The sequence below is a fragment of the Rugamonas sp. FW305-51 genome (assembly GCF_058786935.1).
Genome location: NZ_JBYSZG010000048.1, coordinates 12725 through 33275, shown reverse-complemented (window position 1 = coordinate 33275; position 20551 = coordinate 12725). Strand labels below are relative to the sequence as shown.

Sequence of the window (20551 nt, the reverse complement as noted above, 5' to 3'; positions counted from 1 at the left end):
TGTTACCCCAGCAGCCTGGCACAGCGTGAAGTCTCTCCAAGAAAACCGTTTCCTGATGATTGCGACCGGCGTCTCGCTGCTGGTGCACGGCGCGTTGCTCGCGGTGCATTTCGTCGCGCCCAAGGCCTTCAAGGTGGAGCCCACCGACCCCGGGCTGGAAGTGATCCTGGTCAACGCCAAGCATGCGCGCGCGCCCCTCAAGGCCGAAGCCCTGGCCCAGGCCAACCTGGATGGCGGCGGCAATGCGGACGCGGGCCGCGCCAAGTCGCCCCTGCCCGACATGCGCAAGATGGAAATGGGCGACAGCGTCAAGGCCAGCAAGCGCCGCATCGCCGAGCTGGAAGAGCAGCAGCGCAACCTGCTGACCCAGGTCAGCAAGAGCAGCCCGTTCACGGCCCCGCCCGTGACGGAGAAGAGCAAGCCCGATCCGCTGCCCACGGGCGCCGACCTGCTCGACAGCAGCAAGGCCATCGCCCGCATGGCGGCCGAGATCAGCGAAACCATCGACGACCAGAACAAGCGGCCCAAGAAAACCTTCATCACGCCCAGTACGCGCGAGGTGGGGTATGCCGAGTATTACAAGACCATGCAGCGCCGCATCGAGGAAGTGGGTACGCTCAACTTCCCCCAGCAGAACGGGCGCAAGCTGTATGGCGAACTGGTGGTCTACATCCCCGTGTTCCAGGATGGCTATATCTACACCAAGGATGGCGGCGCCCGCGTCGAGCGCAGTTCCGGCAATCCGGCGCTGGACGCCAAGGCGCTCGAGATCGTGCGGCGCGCGCAGCCGTTCGGGCGCTTCCCGCCCAAGATGCTGTCCAATGACAAGGATGACCTGTGGGTCATCATCACCCGATTCAAATTTACCCGTGAAGAAAAGATGGAAGCTAACCTGAGCGGCGGTGCCCTGTGATGGACCGTTACTGCGTCTTCGGCCATCCCATAGGCCACAGCAAATCGCCCGCCATCCACGCCGCGTTCGCGGCCCAGACCGGCCAGCAACTGAGTTACGAGGCGCGGCTGGCGCCGCTGGACGGCTTTGCCGCCGCCGTCCATGCCTTCATCGCGGAAGGGGGCAAGGGCGCCAACGTCACCGTGCCGTTCAAGCTGGAAGCGCACAAGCTGGCCCAGGCCCTGACGGTGCGGGCCCAGGCGGCCGGCGCCGTCAACACGCTGCACTTCACGGAGCAGGGCATCATCGGCGACAACACGGATGGCGCCGGCCTGGTGGCCGACATCGTCCACAACGCGGGCGTGGCCATCACGGGCAAGCGGGTATTGCTGCTGGGCGCAGGCGGCGCCGCGCGCGGCGTGGTGCTGCCGATCCTGGAACACCGGCCGGCGCGGCTGGTGATCGCCAACCGCACCGTGGCCACGGCCGAGGCGTTGGCGTCCCAGTTCGCCGCCCTGGGCGGGGCGGACGTGGTGCGCGGCTGCGGCTTCGACCAGGTGGGCGGTCCGTACGACATCGTCGTCAACGCCACCTCGGCCAGCCTGCACGGCGACTTGCCGCCGCTGCCGGACGGCGTATTCGCGCCCGGCACGCTGGCGCTGGACATGATGTACGGGAAGGAACCGACGGTCTTCCTGCAGTATGCGGCCGAGCATGGCGCCCTGGTGCGCGACGGCCTGGGCATGCTGGTGGAGCAGGCGGCCGAAGCGTTCGCCGTGTGGCGCGGCGTGCATCCGGCCACGGGCGAGGTGCTGCACCAGCTGCGGGCCGCCCTGTGAGCGCGGCGGGCAAGGCCAAGCGGGGCGGGGCCCGCAAGGAAGGCACTGCCGGCTGGCGGCGCTGGATCAAGTGGCTGGTGATCGGGCCGCTGGCGCTGCTGTTGCTGGTCCAGCTGTACTTCTTCCTCAACATCTGCTGGTGGGTGGACCACAATCCCGGCATGAGCAGCTTCATGCGCGAGCAGCAGGCGGCGCTGCGGGAAAAGAACCCGAACGCCAATATCCAGCAGCTGTGGGTGCCGTACGGGCGCATCTCGAACAACCTGAAGCGGGCCATCATCGCCTCGGAAGACGCCAACTTCTCCGAGCACGACGGGGTAGACTGGGAAGCGCTGCAAAAAGCCTACGAGAAGAACAGCCAGAAGCACAAGGTGGTGCGGGGCGGTTCCACCATTACCCAGCAGCTGGCCAAGAATTTGTTCCTGTCCGGTTCGCGCAGCTATTTGCGCAAGGGCCAGGAGCTGGTCATCGCCTACATGCTCGAGACGGTGATGGACAAGGAGCGCATCTTCGAAATCTACCTGAACGTGGTCGAATTCGGCACCGGCATCTTCGGCGCGGAAGCGGCGGCGCGCCACTACTACGGCGTCAGCGCCGCCAGCCTGAGCGCGGCGCAGGCCGCCAAGCTGGCCGTGATGCTGCCCAATCCGCGCTTTTTCGACAAGCACCGCGATTCCGGCTACCTGGCCCGCCATACCGGCGTGATCCTGCACCGCATGGGCGCGGCCGAACTGCCTTGAAGTTTCCACCCCTGTTCCACCCTGTGAGCAAAGGAGTAGACATGCACCGATACCAGCGCGGCCTGGGCCTGATCCAGGTAGCCATCGTGATGGCGACGCTGGCCGCCATCGCCATGGCGGCCATGATGTCCATGCGCAGCGAGCGCAATCTGTTCGCCGAAGCGCTGGGCAAGCTGACGGGCCACCCGGTGGCGCCGGCCCCCGTGGTCCCTGGCGCCGTGCCGGGCAGCGCGGCCGATGCGGCGGCGGCCCAGTTGGCCAAGCCGGCCCGCCCGGCCGGCGTGCTGCGCAAGTGCGTCATCGACGGCAAGACCGTGTTTTCGGACGTCGACTGCACGGACGCCAATACCACCAGCACTGTCGTCAAGGTGCACGAAACGCGCGGCATCGAATCGCCCAAGGTGCCCAAGCCGGAACCGGCGGCCGACAGCGCGCCCACCGCGCAGGACCGGGCGATAGAAAAAGCTACCCGCTAAGGCGAAAAAAGGCCGTGCCGGGGTGGCCGGCGGCGGGGCGAGCGGGTACACTTGCGCTGTTTTGATGCGGCGTGCCGCGCCCCACCACCGTCGTCCGAGAGTGCCCATGATTAATGTCTTCGTTCTGCAAAACGGCCGGCTCAACCAGGTCCCCATCGACACCCGTACCGATCTGGAGAACGTGGCGCCGGTCTGGGTCGACCTGACCGACCCGAACGAGGACGAGCGGGCCTGGGTCAAGGCCATCTACGGGGTGACGCTGCCGGGCGAGGACGAAGTCAAGGACATCGAAGCGTCGGCCCGCTACTACGAGGCGGAAAACGGCGACCTGCACCTGCGCACCGACTTCCTGCTGGAAGAGGACGACGGCCCGTCGCGCATCGTCACCGTGGCCTTCATTCTGGCGCGCAAGATGCTGTTCTCGGTGCACACGGACGATCTGCCCGTGTTCCGCCTGGTGCGCATGCGGGCCCGTTCGCGGCCCGGCTCCATCGCCGACTACATGGACGTGCTGCTGGACCTGTACGCGACGGACGCCGAATATTCGGCCGACGCGCTGGAAGGCATCTACCAGCACCTGGAAGAGGTGAGCACGCGCGTGCTGCAAAAGCAGTTCACCGACCAGGACGCGGCCGCCGCCCTGAACGCCATCGCGCTGGAAGAGGACTTGAACGGGCGCATCCGCCGCAACATGATGGATACCCGGCGCGCCGTCAGCTTTTTGATGCGGGGCCGGCTGCTCAACGTGGACCAGTTCGAGGAGGCGCGCCAGATCCTGCGCGACATCGAGTCGCTGGACGGGCACACGTCCTTCCTGTTCGATAAGATCAACTTCCTGATGGATGCCACGGTCGGCTTCATCAACATCAACCAGAACAAGATCATCAAGATCTTCTCCGTGGCCAGCGTGGCCTTCCTGCCGCCGACGCTGATCGCGTCCATCTACGGCATGAACTTCCACGGCTGGTTCCCGGAGCTGGAGTGGTCGCTGGGCTACCCGTTCGCGCTGCTTCTGATGGTGACGTCGGCCATCGCGCCGTTCTGGTACTTCCGCCGGCGCGGCTGGCTCAAGTAAATGGCCGGCGCCTCACAGCAGGCGCGGGCTGAATTCCAGCGACAGGGTGCTGAAGTAGGGCGCCGTGCTCCATTGCCGGTGCAGGGCCAGGGCCCGTTCGTACAGGCAGCTTTGCACGTCGTAGGGGCTGAAGTCGAACGGCGGCTGGGCGCGCACGGCGCAGGCCCGGGCGGCGCTGTCGAGGAAGGAGGCGAGGTCGAAGCGGCCGGCCGACAGCTGCTGCTGCAGCTGCTCCACGATCGCCTCCGTCTGCACCGCTTCCGGCGCCACCGTGCCGTTGGCGGGATCGCGCACGGCGCGCTTGACCTGCTCGGCCTCGTGGCCCAGCGCCAGCTGGCTGAGAAAGCCGTGGCGCAGCGGCAGCGCCGATTCCACCACATAATGCAGCAGGTCATGCGGCAGCACATCCTGGCGCGGCATCAGGGTCTCGGTGCAGCTGCCGTTGTTGCGCACCATGCGCAGCACGTCGTAGCGGTCGCTGCTGGAACGTTTTTCGGCGATGAGTTTCATGAAACTTAATGTATCTATTGGCAATGTCGTGATTATGACAAGTCGGCGGGGCTGAATAATCACCAACTTTCACCGAAGGCAAAATAATTGCGCCGGCGCCATCCGGTAGAATGGCGCCCGGCGTCACCGGGCGGTCATGCTGATCAGTTACACTAGCGGCATTTTTACGCACGCCCAGCGCGCGCCGTTGCCACAGAAAGCACACGCAATGACAAAAAAACGGCAATTTTTCCCACGCCAGGTCGTCGAGGCCGGCAACCGCTGGGACCTGGCCCTGCTGCCCATCGTGCTGGCCCTGTTCGTGCTGCTGGCCTACGGCAGCCAGCAGATGGTGCGTCCCTACGCCGTCGGCGAGACGCTGCCGCTGTCGCTGGAACCATACTACCTGCCGTACTACCTGCTGCGCACCACCTTGCGCATGTTTATCGCGCTCGGTGCGTCGATGGTGTTCAGCTGCGTGTTCGCCGCCCTCACCACCAAGTACCGGCTGGCCGAGAAGGTGCTGGTGCCGCTGCTCGACATCCTGCAATCGATCCCCATTCTGGGCTTCCTGTCGATCACGGTGACGGCCTTCATCGCCCTGTTCCCCGGTAACCTGCTGGGGGTGGAGTGCGCGGCCATCTTCGCCATCTTCACTTCGCAGGCGTGGAACATGGCGTTCTCCGCCTACCAGGGCTTCCGCACCGTGCCGGCCGAACTGTCGGAGGCGGCCAGCGTGTTCCAGCTGTCGGGCTGGCAGCGCTTCTGGCGCCTGGAGCTGCCGTTCGCCATGCCCGGCCTGCTGTGGAACATGATGATGTCCATGTCCGGCGGCTGGTTCTTCGTGGTGGCGTCGGAAGCGATCTCGGTGTCGAACCAGAACATCAAGCTGCCCGGCATCGGCTCCTACATCGCGCTGGCCATCGAGCAGCGCGACCTGGGCGCCATCGGCTGGGCCATTGGCGCCATGCTGGTCGGCGTGCTGCTGTACGACCAGCTGTTCTTCCGCCCCCTGCTGGCCTGGGCCGACAAGTTCCGCTTCGAGGAAACGGGCAGCGACACGGCGCAGCAATCGTGGCTGCTGACCTGGCTGCGCCGCACCGAACGCACGCAGCAGCTGGTGGCCATGTGCGGCGCCCTGCTGGCCCGCTCGATCGCCATGTTCCGCCTGCAGCACGACGGCACCTCGATCCGCGCCCGGCCGCAGCAAGCTTCGCGCGGGCCGCAACGGGTGTGGGACGCCGTGATCGCGGCCGTCGTGTTCTACGCGCTGTGGGAGCTGGGTCACTTCATCCGCGCCGAAGTGGGCTGGAGCGAAGTGGGACGGGTGCTGGTGCTGGGCCTGTACACGCTGTCGCGCGTGCTGTTGCTGCTGGCGCTGGCCGCCCTGGTGTGGGTGCCGGTGGGCGTGTGGATAGGCATGAATCCGCGCTGGGCCTCGCGCACCCAGGCCGTGGCCCAGTTCATGGCCGCGTTCCCGGCCAACCTGGTGTTCCCGGTGGCGGTGGTGGCCATCGTGCGCTTCCACCTCAACCCCGACATCTGGCTGTCGCCGCTGATGATCCTCGGGACCCAGTGGTACCTGCTGTTTAACGTGATCGCCGGCGCCTCCACCGTGCCGACGGAGTTGCGCCACGCGGCCCAGAACTTCGGCCTGTCGGGCTGGCTCAAGTGGCGGCGCTACCTGCTGCCGGCCATCTTCCCCAGCTTCGTCACGGGCGCCATCACGGCCAGCGGCGGTTCGTGGAACGCCTCCATCGTGGCCGAATACGTGAGCTGGGGCGACACCACCGTCCAGGCCCATGGCCTGGGCAGCTACATCGCCGAGATGACGGCCAAGGGCGACTTCCCCCGCATCGCGCTGGGCATCGGCGTGATGTGCATCTTCGTCATGGGTTTCAACCATTTCGTGTGGCGCCGCCTGTACACGATGGCCGAGAGCCGGCTGCATTTCTAGCCCTGAATTGACTGATTTGAGAGACTGACACTATGAGCACCCCCATCGTCGAACTGAAAGCGGTCGGCAAGCATTTCCGCGGCGCCGACGGCTCCGCCCGTTCCGTGCTCGAAGGCGTGGACTTTACCCTGCACGAAGGCGAGATCGTGGCCCTGCTGGGCCAGTCCGGCTCCGGCAAGTCCACCATGTTGCGCATCATGGCCGGCCTGATCCAGGCCGACGACGGCCAGGTGCTGTACCGCGGCATGCCGCTGTATGGCACGGCGCGCGGGATCCGCATGGTGTTCCAGTCGTTCGCCCTGTTCCCGTGGCTGACGGTGCAGAAGAACGTGGAGCTGGGGCTGGAAGCGCAGGGCATGCCGGCCGACGAGCGGGCGCGCCGGGCCGAGAAGGTGATCGACCTGATCGGCCTGTCCGGCTTCGAAGGCGCGCTGCCGCGCGAGCTGTCGGGCGGCATGCGCCAGCGCGTGGGCATCGCGCGCGCGCTGGTGATGGAGCCGGAAGTGCTGCTGATGGACGAAGCGTTTTCCGCGCTCGACGTGCTCACGGGCGAGCGGCTGCGCGAGGAAATCCTGGAACTGTGGCAGTCGGGCCGCATCCCCACCAAGGCCATCCTGGTGGTATCGCACAACATCGAGGAAGCGGTGATGATGGCCGACCGGGTGCTGATCTTCGCCAGCGACCCGGGGCGGGTGCGGGCCGAGCTGCCCATTTCGCTGCCGCAGCCGCGCAAGGCGGCCGGGCCGGAAGTACGGCAGCTGATCGACAAGGTATATGAGCTGATGACGGCCGGCGCCGCCCGTCCGGGCCTGATCAGCGAGAAGGAAGTCAAGCTGCAGCTGGGCGACCGCCTGCCGCAGGCCGACATCTCGCACATGGAAGCGATCTTGGAACTGCTGGCCGAGGAACCGTTCTCGGGCCGCGCCGACCTGCCGCAGCTGGCCGAAGAGACGGAGCTGACCGACGACGAGCTGCTGCAAGTGCTGAACGCCCTGATCCTGCTGGGCTTTGCCTACCTGACCAACGGCGACATCCTGCTGACGGCGCTGGGCAGCGGCTACGTGGCCGCCTCCAACACGGAGCGCCAGGACATCTTCGGCAAGCAGCTGCTCGAGCACGTGCCGCTGGTGGCCTACATCTGCCACGGCCTGGCGCAGGACAAGTCGGGCGACCTGCCGGAAGACCTGTTCCTCAAGCTGTTGCGCTTCACGTTGAGCGAAGAAGAAGCCGAGCGCGCGCTGCGGGTGGCGATCGAGTGGGGCCGCTATGGCGACCTGTTCGAATACAACTTCAACACCGGCGTGATCCAGCGCCCCAAGGAAGACATGCCGTCACCCGACTAAGCAAGGCGGGAAAAATGGGGTACGTCCCCATTTTTTAGAAAATGGGGACGTACCCCATTTTCTGGGGACGCGGACTCAGGCGGCCAGTTTTGCGAACACGCGGCGGGCGGCGGCGATGGTGTCGTCGATCACGGCGTCGCTGTGCTGGGCCGATACGAAACCGGCTTCGAACGCGGCTGGCGCGAAGTAGACGCCTTCGTCCAGCATGGCGTGGAAGAATACGTTGAAGCGCTCGCGGTCACCGGCCATCATCTCGGCGTAGTTGTGCGGCGGCGTGGCGCTGAAGTACAGGCCGAACATGCCGCCGATGGCGTCGGCGCAGAACGTCACGCCCGCTTCCCTGGCCGCCGCCGTCAGGCCGTCGGCCAGGCGCTTGGCCGTGGCGCCCAGCCGCTCGTGGAAGCCGGGCTGCTGGATCAGCTTGAGCGTGGTCATGCCGGCCGCTACCGCCACCGGGTTGCCCGACAGCGTGCCGGCCTGGTAGACGGCGCCCAGCGGCGCCATCTTGCTCATCAGCGCGGCGCTGCCGCCGAAGGCCGCCACCGGCAGGCCGCCGCCGATCACCTTGCCCAGCGCCGTCAGGTCCGGCTTGATGCCGTACAGCTGCTGGGCGCCGCCCAGGGCCACGCGGAAACCGCACATCACTTCGTCGAAGATCAGCACCGCGCCATGCTTGGTGCACAGCGCGCGCATCGCTTGCAGGAAGGCGGGGCTGGCCTGGATCAGGTTCATGTTGCCGGCCACCGGTTCCACGATCACGCAGGCGATCTGGTCGCCCATTTCGGCGAAGGCGTTTTCCAGCTGTTCCACGTTGTTATAGTCGAGCACCAGCGTGTGCTTGACGAAGTCTTCCGGCACGCCGGCCGAGGTGGGGTTGCCGAAGGTGAGCAGGCCGCTGCCGGCCTTCACCAGCAGCGAGTCGGCGTGGCCGTGGTAGCAGCCTTCGAACTTGACGATCTTGTCGCGCCCGGTGGCGCCGCGCGCCAGGCGCAGCGCGCTCATGGTCGCTTCCGTGCCCGACGAGACCAGCCGCACCTGCTCGATCGAGGGCACCAGCTTGCAGATTTCCTCGGCCATGTCGATCTCGGCCTCGGTCGGCGCGCCGAACGACAGGCCGCGCGCGGCCGCCTGCTGCACTGCCAGCACCACGTCCGGGTGGGCGTGGCCGACGATGGCCGGACCCCAGGAGCCGATGTAGTCGATGTAGCGCTTGCCGTCGGCGTCCCAGAAGTAGGGGCCTTCGGCGTGCGTGATGAAGCGCGGCGTGCCGCCCACGGAGCGGAAGGCGCGCACCGGCGAGTTGACGCCGCCGGGCGTGGTTTTCTGGGCGCGGGCAAACAGCTGGTCGTTGTGCGAGATGGTCATGGTGGCTCTGTCAGGTCAGTCTAGGGTGAGGGAAGGGCCGGGCGCGCCGGGGGCCGCGCTCAGGCTGAAAAATCGGTTCGGTACCAGCTTGCCCATGCCGTAGCGCTGGGCGTGCGCCAGCGCGGCCTGGGTGTAGTGCTGCGCTGCCTGCACGGCCTGCGCCGCCTCGGCGCCGCGCGCCATGTGGGCCGCGATGGCGGCCGACAGCGTGCTGCCGGCGCCGATGTAGGGGCCGGCCAGGTGCTGCCAGGGGTCGTGGCTGATGCGCCCGCCGGCGCCGTACAGGGTGTTGGCGTACAGGCCGTCGGCCTGGCCGGCGCGGGCCGCGGTGCCCGTCACCAGCACGTATTCGCAGCCCAGGGCCAGCAGGTATTCGACGTCCGCGTCGACCGTGCCGTCCTCGCCTTCGCGCCAGGTTTCGGCCAGCCGGCCCAGCTCCACCTGCGACAGCATCAGCAGCGTGGCCTGCGGCACCAGCAGCTGGCGCGTGACGGTCAGCAGTTCTTCCTGGGCCTCGTCGCCGGGCGCCGGCAGCCGTGAGCTGAACGGGTCGAGGATCAGGGGCGCGTCCGGATAGTCCGACAGGATCTCGGCGATGGCCGCCACCTGTTCCACATTGGTCAGCGCGCCCACCTTGAAGGCGGCCATGGTCATGTCTTCCAGCAGCACGCGGGCCTGGTCGCAGACCCAGTCGGGGTCTGTCTCCTGCACGTCCTCGATGCGGGCGCTGTCGCCGATCAGCAACGCGGTGGTGACGGGCAGGCCGGTGCAGCTCAGGGCGGAAAAAGTGGCCAGGTCGGCCTGGACGCCGGTGGCGCCGACCGGGTCGCAGGCGCCGAAGCTCAATATCAGGGGAGAAGTTTGGTTTTGCACGGCGGGTAGATTAAGATACCTAATTCGGCATTTTACTAGATTGAAGGGTGACGCAACGTGAGTAGCAATGAAACAACGCAGGAGTTCCAGACCTGGATGTGCCTGATCTGCGGCTGGGTTTATGATGAAGCGGCCGGCCTGCCGGACGAAGGCATCGCCCCCGGCACCCGCTGGGCCGACGTGCCGATGAACTGGACCTGCCCCGAATGCGGCGCCCGCAAGGACGATTTCGAAATGGTGGCGTTGTAGATCCTGTACTCTAATTAGCCGGCGGCGGCGCCGCGGTGCGCCAGGTACCGCTACTGTGTGTTATCGTGTAGCAACTTTTCAGCGAACAGACTATGACGACGCCGCAAGCTACCGCATTGAAAATCATGGTGATCGACGACAGCAGCACGATCCGCCGCTCCGCCGAGATCTTCCTGACCCAGGCCGGCTACCAGGTGGTGCTGGCCGAGGATGGCTTTGACGCGCTGGCCAAGATCAACGATCACCATCCGGCCCTGATCTTCTGCGACATCCTGATGCCGCGCCTGGACGGCTACCAGACCTGCGCCCTGATCAAGAAGAGCGCCAAATTCCACGCCACGCCGGTGCTGATGCTGTCGTCCAAGGACGGCCTGTTCGACCGCGCGCGCGGCGCCATGGTCGGCTCGGCCGCCTATCTGACCAAACCATTTACCAAGGACAGCCTGCTGACCGCCGTGCGCGAGCACACGGGCGGCGCGGCGCCGGTCCCGTCCAACACCTAGCAAGCAGCAGGGGGAAGCATGGCCATACAACGCATACTGATCGTCGACGACTCGCCCACCGAGCGTTACTACCTGACCGATATCCTGGTCAAGCACGGTTTTTCCGTCTCCACCGCCGAAAACGGCGAGGAGGCGCTGGCCAGGATCAAGGCCGACAAGCCGCAGCTGATCCTGATGGATGTGGTGATGCCGGGCGCGAACGGCTTCCAGGTCACGCGCTCGATCGCGCGCGACCCGGAACTGCAGGATGTGCCGGTGATCATCTGCTCCAGCAAGAACCAGGAGACCGACCGCATCTGGGGCCTGCGCCAGGGCGCCAAGGATTACCTGGTCAAGCCGGTGGACGCGGCCGAACTGCTGGCCAAGATCGCGGCGCTGGGCTGACATGGCGCGCCCCGGCCAGGAACACGAAAACCCGGAAGGCGGCGCCGAGCGGCGCAGCCGGTTGCGCCAGTACCAGGTGCAGCTGCTCGAGCGGATGCAGGCGGCCAAGAGCGGCGCGGCCGCCGGCGGGCGCGAGCTGGGCGTGCTGCTCGGTGGCCAGCCCTGTCTGCTGGACCTGACCCAGGTCAGCGAGATCGCGCCGCTGCAGCCGGTCACGCCGGTGCCGCTGGCCCAGCCCTGGTATCTGGGCCTGGCCAGCATCCGCGGCGGCCTGACGGGCATCATCGACCTGGCCTGCTTCCGTGGCCAGGGCGCCGTGACGGCCGGCAGCGACAGCCGCATGGTCACCTTCGCGCCGGGACTGGGATTTAACTGCGCCCTGCTGGTGGAGCGGGTGCTGGGCTTGCGCAAGCTGGACGACATGACGCCGGCCGCCACGCCGGACGGCGCGCCGCCCTGGTGCGGCCAGCGCTTCCAGGACGGCGAGGGGCAGCACTGGACCCGCGTCGACCTGGCCCAGCTGGTGCGCGATCCGCGCTTCCTGCAAGTGGGGCTATAGCGGCGCAAGCCGGGGCGACAAGTCGGTGCGACAACACCAAACACATCACAGGCAGCACACTCAGGCAATCGGGAGACGGCGGTATGGGATTCAACATGGGTATATTCGCGCGCAACAAGGCCGCTGCAGGCAAGGACCTGGCGCCCAACTCGGAATTTGCCGATGCCGGCGATTCGCAGTTCCTCGGCGTGTCCGGCACGGCCGCTCCCGAAGCCGATACGGCCGCGCCGCTGCGCCTGCGCGACGCCCTGCGCCGGCGCGGCGGTGCCGTCGCTGGCGCAGCGCCGGCGCCGGCGCCGGCCGACAGCGGCCCCGGTTTCAAGCTGCCCCTGATCGGCCACCTGCCGCCCCAGCGCCAGCTCAGCATCCTGAGCACCACGCTGGCCGTCAGCCTGGCGGCCAGCGTGCTGTTCGTGGCCCTCAACACCATCAACAGCGCCAGCCGCTCGACCCGCACCCAGGTGGCCAGCGACGCGCTGATGCACTCGCAGCGCATCGGCAAGGCCGCGCCCAACGCCGTGCAGGGCAGCGCCGAAGCGTTCCGCCAGCTGGACCAGAGCCGCAATGAACTGAACCAGGACTTCACCCTGATGAAGGAAGGCGGCAGCTACCAGGGGCGCGACATCGGCGCCACCCGTTCCGGCCTGGGGCCGCTGGTGGCGGCCGCGCGCAAGCAGTGGGCCGCGTCGGACAAGGCGGCCGGCACCATCCTGCAGCTCAAGGCGGACCTGAGCGGCGTGGACCAGACGCTGCACGCCATCAACGCCATGTCGCCCGAACTGCTGGCCAAGGCCGAGGACATTTCGGCCTACAAGGTGCAGCACGGCGGCAGCGCGCGCGAACTGGCCGCCATCGGCAAGCTGACCATGCTGAGCCAGCGCATGAGCCGCGGCGTGAGCGAATTCATGACGGCCGGCGGCATCAGCTCGGAGACGGCGTTCCAGCTGGGACGCGACAGCACCGTGTTCCGCAACACCCTGGACGGATTCCTGAACGGCAGCGCCGCGCTGGGGCTGCCGGCCGCGCGCGACGGCGAGCTGCGCGACAAGCTGACGGCCCTGCAGACCCGGTTCAACGAATACCAGAAGCTGGTCAGCTCGATCCTGGACCGGCTCGACAAGTTCACGGCCGCCAAGAGCGCCGAGCAGCTGATCTTCAGCGACAACGAGGGATTGCGCCAGCGCCTGGTCGCGCTGCAGCAGGCTTACCGCGCCGACCAGGACGCGCTGGACCTGACGTTCTGGCTGATGGTGGCCGGCGGCATGCTGACGCTGGTGTCGGCGGCGGCCATCGGCCGCGTGCTGCTGCAGGATTCCTACAACCGCACCCGCGGCGCCGACCGCCGGCGCCAGGAAGCGGAAGCCATGCGCCAGCAGGCCCAGCGCAAGGAGGAGGAGGCCAAGGCCATGAATGACCAGAACCAGGCCGCCATTTTGCGCCTGATGAACGAGCTGCAGGAAGTGGCCGACGGCGACCTGACGGTGCAGGCCACGGTGTCGGAAGACATCACGGGCGCCATCGCCGACTCGGTCAACTACACGGTGGAGGAGCTGCGCGGGCTGGTGGGCCGCGTCACCACCACCGCCGAGCAGGTCACGCGCGCCTCGACCCACGCCCAGACCATTTCCAGCGACCTGCTGCTGGCATCGCAGCAGCAGTCGCGCGAGATCCAGGACGCCAGCGCCACCGTCGTCAAGATGGCGCACGAGATCACCGACGTGTCGCGTTCTGCCAGCGAATCGGCCGACGTGGCGCGCCAGTCGGTGGCGGCGGCGCGCCAGGGCTCGACGGCAGTGGAAAACGCCATCAAGGGCATGCACGAGATCCGCGAACAGATCCAGGAAACGTCCAAGCGCATCAAGCGCCTGGGCGAATCGTCGCAGGAGATCGGCGAGATCACCGAGCTCATTTCCGACATTACGGAACAGACCAACGTGCTGGCGCTGAACGCGGCGATCCAGGCCGCGTCGGCCGGCGAGGCCGGGCGCGGTTTCTCGGTGGTGGCGGAGGAGGTGCAGCGGCTGGCCGAACGCTCGGCCGAGGCGGCCAAGCAGATCGGCGCGCTGGTGCGCACGATTCAGACCGATACCCACGACGCCGTGGCGGCGATGGAAAAATCGACCCAGGGCGTGGTGGAAGGGGCACGCCTGTCCGACGCGGCCGGCGCCGCGCTGAACGACATTTCGCAGGTGTCGAACCGGCTGGCCGAACTGATTTCCGAGATTTCGCAGGCCACCGGCCAGCAGGCCACGTCGGCCACCGGCGTGGCGCAGAACATCCAGCACATCCTGGCCGTGACGGAACAGACCCAGGACGGCACCCAGCAGACGGCGCAATCGATTCACAAGCTGTCGGTGCTGGCGCAGGAACTGAAAAATTCGGTGTCGCGCTTCCGTATCGCGCACTGACCCCTGCGCTCCCCATTGAAAGGCCGAGACAAGCATGAGCATGACTGATCTTCCGCACGCAGCAACCGCGCAACTCGATACCGGACCGCTGTCCTGGGTCATGGTGGAAATCCGCGAGGCGCTGGCGCGTTCCCGGACCGCCCTGTTCGAGGCGGGCGGGCGGGCGGCGGAAGACCAGGCCACCCAGCTGCAGCACGCCAAGTCGCACCTGCACCAGGCCCACGGCGCGCTGCAGATGGTGGACGTGGACGGCGTGGCCAAGCTGACGGCGCTGGCCGAGCTGGCGCTGGACCGCTTCAAGGACGGTACCCTCAAGTGCAGCACCGACCATGTGGAAGCGGTGGCGCGGCTATACCAGGCGCTGGTCGAATACCTGGAGGAGCTGCTGGACGGCGCGCCGTCGCAGCCGCTGCGGCTGTACCCGTATTACCGCGACCTGCTGCGCATGCTGGGCGCCGAGCGCATCCACCCGGCCGACCTGTTCTTCCCCGACCTGTCGCACCAGCCGGCCATGCCGCTGGCGGCCACAGTGCCGCCGGCCGACTATCCGGCCTGGCGCCAGCGCTATGAAAAGGCGCTGCTGTCGTACCTGAAAAGCGCCGACCCGGCGCAGCAGCGCGAACACGCGGCCGCCCTGCGCGATGCCGTGGTGCTGGTGGCCGACGCCCAGCACGATGCGCGCGCGCGCGCCTTCTGGCTGGCCATGCAGAGCTTCGCCGAGCTGGTGGCCGAGGGCAAGCTGGCCGGCAGTGTGCCCGTCAAGCAGCTGTTCGGCCTGATCAACCTGCAGATCCGCCGCCTGAGCCAGGGCGAGGCGGCGCAGCCGGAAGCGATGCTGCGCGACGCCCTGTTCTTCATCGCGGCCCAGGACGCGGCCAGTGCGCCGCCGCTGGCCCAGCGCCTGCGCCGCATCTTCATGCTTGACGGCCTGGTGCCGGCCGATTACGAAACGCCGCGCTACGGCCAGATCGACGCGGCCGCGCTGGAACGGGCGCGCAGCGCCATGGCCCAGGCCAAGGCGAGCTGGGACCGGCTGGCCAATGCGGAACTCGATCCGGCGCTGGACGCCGCCTTCGGCAGCGCGCTGGCCCAGGCGGCCGACGAATGCCCGGCCCTGAACCTGCCCGCGCTGGGCGTGCTGCTGCGCCAGCTGGCCGAAGTGGCTGCCAGGGCGGTGACGGCCGGACGCAGCGAGGAACTGGCGCTGGAGATGACCACCGCGCTGCTGTTCGCGGAACACGGCCTGCAGCAGATCCGTCACCTGACGGGCGACTTCGCGGCCCACGCCGATACCATAGGCGCGCGCCTGCAGGCGCTGGTCTCGGGCCAGGTGCCGCCCGCGCCGGCCCAGTGGCAGGGCGGCCTGGCGCGCCAGATGCAGCAGGACGACACGGTGGTGGCGCTGGCGATGGAAATGAAGACCGGCCTGCGCCAGGTGGAAAAGGTGCTCGACGATTATTACGTCGATCCATCCAGGCGTCCGTCGCTGCACGAGCTGGTGGGGGTGATGCACCAGCTGCATGGCGCGCTCGCCATCCTCGACCAGGACCACGCGATGGAGGCGGCCGGCCAGGTGCAGGGCGCGATCGCCGCGCTGGCCCAGGGCGAGGGCGATCCTGCGCTGGAACCGAAGGCGCTCGACGACATTGCGCAGAACGTGGGCGCGCTCGGCTTCTTCGTCGACATGCTGGCGCAGAATCCGGCCGGGGCGCGCGAGCGCTTCACCTTTGACGCCGGACATGGCACCTTCCGCGCCGTCCCGTTCCGCAAGATGGCGGCGGCCGAATCGATTCCCGTGCTGGACGAGCAGATGCCGCCGCCCGTGCCGCCGCCGCTGCCGGTGGCCGAAGCGCCGGCGCCGGACAGCGAAGCCGCGGTCGAAGCGGAGCTGCTGGAAATTTTCATCGCCGAGGCGCAGGAAGTGCTGCAGTTCGTGCACACCACGCTGGCGTTGCCGCGCGCCGAGGCGGGCGCGGTGGACAACCTGACCATGCTGCGGCGCTGCTTCCACACGCTCAAGGGCAGCGGCCGGATGGTCGGCCTGAACCGGTTTGCCGACGCCGCGCACAGCATCGAGAAAGTGATGAACGTATGGCTGGCCGAACTGCGGCCGGCCAATGAGACGCTGTTTGCCCTGCTGGAGCGGGCCGCGCGCGAGCTGGGGGCCTGGGTCGAACAGCTGGCTGCCGGCGCTACGCCGTCCGGCGGCGGCGAGGCGCTGATCGCCGCCGCCGACCGGGTACGCGAAGGCGACGAGCCGGAAGCGCCGGCCGTCGCGCCCGAAGCTGGCGGCACGACGGCGCGCGCGGAGCGGGCCGAAGACTCGATGGAGGCGCTGGAATTTGCCGCCGTGGCAGAAGCGACCGGCCTGGCCGAAGAAATCGAGGCGGCCGAACTGGCGGCCGACACGGCGGCGGAACAACAGGCCGCCGCAACCCTGACGCCTGACGCACAGGTGGACGCAGCGGCTGGAGAGGCTGGGGCGGCGGCCGAAGCGGCGGCCGAAGCGGAAGAAGCGGCGGCAGCGCAGGCCGCCGCAGCGGCAGAAGCAGCCATCATGGCGGCGGCTGCGGCGGAGGCGGAAGCGCAACAGGCTGCCGACGCCACGGCAGCGGCCAGCGATGCGGCCCGCGGCGCGGAAGCGGAAACGCCCATCGCAGCCGATACTGCCACCGCACCAGACACCGTCGCGCCGGAAAGTACCGCGCCCGGCGCCGGGGCCGACGCGCCGCGCCGCGCCGCTGCGCCGGGCCGCGCGCCCATGACGGGCAACGTGATCGAATTCCCGACCATCGCCGCGCCGCTGGTGCCGGCGGACGACAACATCAAGCACATCGGCGGCATCGATATCCCCCTGCCGCTGTACAACATCTACCTGGCCGAAACGGACGAACTGGTGCGCCTGCTGGCGCGCGACTTCGGCGAGTGGCGCCACGAGCCGCGCCGCCCCGTGTCGCACGACGCCCTGCACGCGGCCCATACGCTGACTGGCACTTCGGGCACGGTCGGCTTCGGCATCCTGCGCGAACTGGCGCACGCGCTGGAAATGACGCTGCAGTCGCTGCAGCCGCCGGCGCCGCACCTGGACCAGGTGCAGCACGACCTGCTGGACTTTACGATCGAACGCATCCGCCAGATGCTGCAAAGCTTCGCGCAGGGCGACATGCCCTCTGCCCAGCCGGAGCTGATCCTGGCGCTGCATGACCTGCGCGAAGTGCTGGCCGCCACGCCGCCGGCCGCCAGCGACGACATCGAAGCCCGTCTCGATACGCTGCTGGCCGAAACACTGGACAACATCTCCGCCGGCACGGCGCCGGCCAAGGCCGGCGATGCCGGACCGCTCGACCAGCTGTTCCGCGACGCCTACGATGGCCTGAGCGGCACCATTCCGGAAGCGGCCGAAGCGCCGCAGCCGCCGCGCAAGAAATACGAGGCACAGGCCGACGACATCGACGACTTGTTCAACGCCGCCTTCGACGACACGTTCGCCGAACCGCCGCTGACGCAGATGGCGCCGCCCCAGCTGGGCGAGCCGGAAGCTGAGCCGGTGTTGGTGCCAGCGCCAGCCATCGGCGAGGCGCCGGCAGCAGCGGCGCTTCCATCCGACGAGGAGAGCGAACTGGCGGCGCAGGCGCTGGCCGCCGTCGCCGCCGAGGCGGAAGCGGCCGATAGTGCGATGGCGGCGGAAGCCGAGGCGAAGGCCGAACTGCTCTCGCCAGCACCGCCCGATATGCCAGCGGCAGAACCGGAATTGGCCTTGGCGCCCGAGCCAGTAGCGGAACCCGAACTGGCATCGGCGCCTGAACCAGCACCGGGACCCGGGTTGGTATCGGAGCCTGAAGCAGCACCGGAACCCGAATTGGCGTCGGCGCCTGAACCAGTGCCAGAACCGGAACTGGAAGCGGAAATCATCGCGCTCGCGCCGGCTGAACCGGAACTGCTGGCCGCCGCGCCAGCCGTGTTCCACGACGAGCTGGACCCCGACCTGTTGCCCGTGTTCCTGGAAGAGGGCGCCGATCTGCTGCCGCAGGTTGGCCAGTCGCTGCGCGCCTGGCAGCATGCGCCGGCCGACACCAGCCACGCCAAGAGCTTGCTACGCGTGCTGCACACGGTCAAGGGCAGCGCGCGCATGGCTGGCGCCATGCGCCTGGGCCAGCATGCGCACGAAATCGAAACCCATATCGAAAACATGGTGCATGCCGGTTCGGCTTCGCCCCACGCGTTCGAGGAATTGCTGGCCCATTACGACCACGCGCTGCTGCTGTTCGAGCAGCTGCAAAATCCGGCCGCATGGCAGGAAGCGGCGGCCGTCGCGGCCACCGCCCCGGCAGCCGTCGCTCCGGCCGCTGCCGGCCAGGCAGCGGCAAAACTGACTGCGGACGATCTGGCGGCGGCCGAAGCGGCAGAGGCTTTGGCCGCCGCAGCTGGCGCCGCACCCGCCGCCACGGCTGGCGCGGCGTCCGCCACAGCATCGCCCGCCGCAGCGCTGGCCGCGCCGACCGTGGCACCGGTGGCACCGGCCGCACCGCTCGCGCCGGCCCTGCCCGCCGCAGCCGGCGCCGACGAGGAAGCGCAGGCCGCCAAGTCGCCGCTGGTGCGGGTGCGCGCCGACATCCTGGACCGCCTGGTCAACCAGGCCGGCGAAGTGTCGATCTCGCGTTCCAAGCTGGAAAACGAGGTGGCCACCTTGCGCGCTTCGCTGTTCGATTTTTCGGAAAACCTCACCCGCCTGCGACGCCAGCTGCGCGAGGTGGAGATGCAGGCCGAATCGCAGATCGCCTCGCGCATGTCGATTTCCAGCGAGCGCGAATTCGATCCGCTGGAATTCGACCGCTTCACGCGCCTGCAGGAACTCACGCGCATGATGGCCGAAAGCGTCAACGACGTGGCCTCGTTCCACGACAGCCTGACGCGCAGCGTGGACAACGCCAGCGGCGACCTGACCCAGCAGGCGCGCCAGACGCGCGACCTGCAGCGCGACCTGATGCGGGTGCGCATGGTGCCCTTTGCCAGCATATCCGAGCGCCTGTTCCGGGTGGCGCGCCAGAGCGCCAAGGAAGTGGACAAGCGCGTCAACCTCGACATCCGCGGCGGCACGGTGGAAATCGACCGCAGCGTGCTCGAACGCATGGCCGCGCCGTTCGAACACCTGCTGCGCAACGCCATCGCGCACGGCATCGAGCCGCGCGCCGCGCGCACCGGCGCCGGCAAGAACGAGACGGGCGAATTGCTGGTGCAGGTGACGCAGGAAGGCAATGAAGTGGTGATCGCCTTTTCCGACGACGGCGCCGGCCTGGACCTGGAGCGCATCCGCGCCAAGGCCCGCAGCAACGGCCTGCTGGGCGAGGACGAGGACGTGAGCGATGCCCAGGCCGTGGAGCTGATCTTCGAGCCGGGCTTTTCCACGGCCGATGCGCTGACCGAGCTGGCCGGGCGCGGCGTGGGCATGGACATCGTCCGCTCCGAAGCCCAGGCGCTGGGCGGCCGGGTCGACACCGTCAGCGAGCGGGGACGGGGCGCACGCTTCACCATCCGCCTGCCGTTGACGCTGGCCGTGACCCAGGTGGTGCTGCTGGGCGCCGGCGGCCGTACCTATGCCATGCCGTCCATCCTGGTCGAGCAGGTGCTGCAGATGAAGGAGGGCCCGCTGGCCGAAGCCTACCGCCACGGCCATGTGACGATGCTGGGCCAGCAGGCCGTGCTGCACTACCTGCCTGAACTGCTGGGCGAGGCGGCGGGCCGTCCGCCCGTGCTGCGTTCCAGCCCCGTGATGCTGCTCAAGAACGGCAACGAGCGGCTGGCCGTGCAGGTGGACGAGGTGCTGGGCAACCGCGAGGTGGTGATCAAGAACATCGGGCCGCAGCTGGCCCGTATGGCCGGCATCGCCGGCGCCACGGTGCTCGGTTCCGGCGAGATCGTGTTGATCCTCAACCCGGTGGCGATGGCGCAGCACCTGGCGCACCAGCCGAACGTGCGGGCGCGCCAGGCGGCGCCGGCCGCCGGGCTGGTGCAGGCGCGGGAAAAGGTCATCATGGTGGTGGACGATTCGATGACGGTGCGGCGCGTGACCCAGCGCCTGCTCGAGCGCGAGGGTTACCACGTGATGCTGGCCAAGGACGGAGTGGATGCGCTGGAACAGCTGCAGGGCCAGGTGCCGGACCTGATGCTGGTCGATATCGAGATGCCGCGCATGGACGGCTTCGACCTGACCCGCAACGTGCGCGGCGACGAGCGCACGCGCGCCGTCCCCATCATCATGATCACCTCGCGCAGCGCCGACAAGCACCGCAACTACGCGCTGCAGCTGGGCGTGAACGCCTACTTTGGCAAGCCGTTCCAGGAGCCCGTGCTGCTGGACGCGATCGCCGGCCTGCTGCAGTCCTGACGGCCGGGCCGGCG

The 20551-nt window shown here is 68.2% G+C and carries 16 protein-coding genes; 13 read left to right on the top strand and 3 right to left on the bottom strand.

Annotated features, from left to right (window positions below; all coding sequences use genetic code 11):
- Nucleotides 1-55: 55 nt before the first annotated feature.
- From AC3WOS_RS23965 to corA, 5 genes are all read left to right on the top strand, one after another.
- Nucleotides 56-913: a TonB family protein gene (locus AC3WOS_RS23965; RefSeq protein WP_492719246.1), complete on the top strand. Its 858-nt coding sequence runs from the start codon at nt 56-58 to the stop codon at nt 911-913.
- Nucleotides 913-1731 carry a shikimate dehydrogenase gene (aroE, locus tag AC3WOS_RS23960; RefSeq protein WP_492719225.1) on the top strand — a complete coding sequence of 273 codons (819 nt, stop codon included), beginning with the start codon at nt 913-915 and terminating at the stop codon, nt 1729-1731. Before AC3WOS_RS23965 ends, aroE begins: the two co-directional genes overlap by 1 nt.
- Nucleotides 1728-2471 carry a monofunctional biosynthetic peptidoglycan transglycosylase gene (gene mtgA / locus AC3WOS_RS23955; RefSeq protein WP_492719223.1) on the top strand — a complete coding sequence of 248 codons (744 nt, stop codon included), beginning with the start codon at nt 1728-1730 and terminating at the stop codon, nt 2469-2471. Before aroE ends, mtgA begins: the two co-directional genes overlap by 4 nt.
- A 41-nt stretch (nt 2472-2512) precedes the next feature.
- A complete protein-coding gene (locus AC3WOS_RS23950; protein ID WP_492719221.1) occupies nt 2513-2947 on the top strand; it encodes a DUF4124 domain-containing protein in 435 nt (144 codons plus the stop codon).
- A 106-nt stretch (nt 2948-3053) separates the two neighbouring features.
- Nucleotides 3054-4022, top strand: a complete 969-nt coding sequence (gene corA / locus AC3WOS_RS23945; protein WP_492719219.1) for a magnesium/cobalt transporter CorA — start codon at nt 3054-3056, stop codon at nt 4020-4022.
- Between the two features lie 12 nt (nt 4023-4034).
- On the opposite strand, the gene AC3WOS_RS23940 is transcribed toward corA, so the two are convergent.
- Nucleotides 4035-4532 carry a hypothetical protein gene (locus tag AC3WOS_RS23940; RefSeq protein ID WP_492719217.1) on the bottom strand — a complete coding sequence of 166 codons (498 nt, stop codon included), beginning with the start codon at nt 4530-4532 and terminating at the stop codon, nt 4035-4037.
- Between the two features lie 208 nt (nt 4533-4740).
- On the opposite strand from AC3WOS_RS23940, the gene AC3WOS_RS23935 reads away from it, so the two are divergent.
- On the top strand, nt 4741-6468 hold the full coding sequence (locus AC3WOS_RS23935) for an ABC transporter permease (RefSeq protein ID WP_492719215.1): 1728 nt from the start codon (nt 4741-4743) through the stop codon (nt 6466-6468).
- Between the two features lie 32 nt (nt 6469-6500).
- Nucleotides 6501-7811, top strand: coding sequence for an ABC transporter ATP-binding protein (locus AC3WOS_RS23930; RefSeq protein ID WP_492719213.1), 1311 nt, complete (start codon nt 6501-6503; stop codon nt 7809-7811).
- A gap of 75 nt (nt 7812-7886) precedes the next feature.
- Here AC3WOS_RS23930 and hemL read toward each other — a convergent pair whose 3' ends face one another.
- A complete protein-coding gene (gene hemL, locus AC3WOS_RS23925) occupies nt 7887-9176 on the bottom strand; it encodes a glutamate-1-semialdehyde 2,1-aminomutase (RefSeq protein ID WP_492719212.1) in 1290 nt (429 codons plus the stop codon).
- A gap of 15 nt (nt 9177-9191) precedes the next feature.
- A complete protein-coding gene (gene thiD, locus AC3WOS_RS23920) occupies nt 9192-10049 on the bottom strand; it encodes a bifunctional hydroxymethylpyrimidine kinase/phosphomethylpyrimidine kinase (protein WP_492719210.1) in 858 nt (285 codons plus the stop codon).
- A gap of 96 nt (nt 10050-10145) precedes the next feature.
- Between thiD and AC3WOS_RS23915 the strand changes: the two genes are divergently transcribed.
- The 6 genes from AC3WOS_RS23915 to AC3WOS_RS23890 all read left to right on the top strand — a co-directional run bounded on the left by AC3WOS_RS23915 (nt 10146) and on the right by AC3WOS_RS23890 (nt 20537).
- Complete coding sequence (locus AC3WOS_RS23915; protein WP_128143240.1) at nt 10146-10298, top strand: rubredoxin; 153 nt, start codon at nt 10146-10148, stop codon at nt 10296-10298.
- 92 nt (nt 10299-10390) lie between these two features.
- A complete protein-coding gene (locus AC3WOS_RS23910) occupies nt 10391-10801 on the top strand; it encodes a response regulator (RefSeq protein WP_492719208.1) in 411 nt (136 codons plus the stop codon).
- 18 nt (nt 10802-10819) lie between these two features.
- Nucleotides 10820-11185 carry a response regulator gene (locus AC3WOS_RS23905; RefSeq protein WP_492719206.1) on the top strand — a complete coding sequence of 122 codons (366 nt, stop codon included), beginning with the start codon at nt 10820-10822 and terminating at the stop codon, nt 11183-11185.
- Nucleotide 11186: 1 nt separating this feature from the next.
- The gene (locus tag AC3WOS_RS23900; protein WP_492719204.1) at nt 11187-11744 is read left to right on the top strand and encodes a chemotaxis protein CheW; all 558 of its coding nucleotides are present in this window, start codon (nt 11187-11189) and stop codon (nt 11742-11744) included.
- A gap of 95 nt (nt 11745-11839) precedes the next feature.
- A complete protein-coding gene (locus tag AC3WOS_RS23895; protein WP_492719202.1) occupies nt 11840-14152 on the top strand; it encodes a methyl-accepting chemotaxis protein in 2313 nt (770 codons plus the stop codon).
- A gap of 34 nt (nt 14153-14186) precedes the next feature.
- The gene (locus AC3WOS_RS23890) at nt 14187-20537 is read left to right on the top strand and encodes a hybrid sensor histidine kinase/response regulator (RefSeq protein WP_492719201.1); all 6351 of its coding nucleotides are present in this window, start codon (nt 14187-14189) and stop codon (nt 20535-20537) included.
- Nucleotides 20538-20551 lie beyond the last annotated feature (14 nt).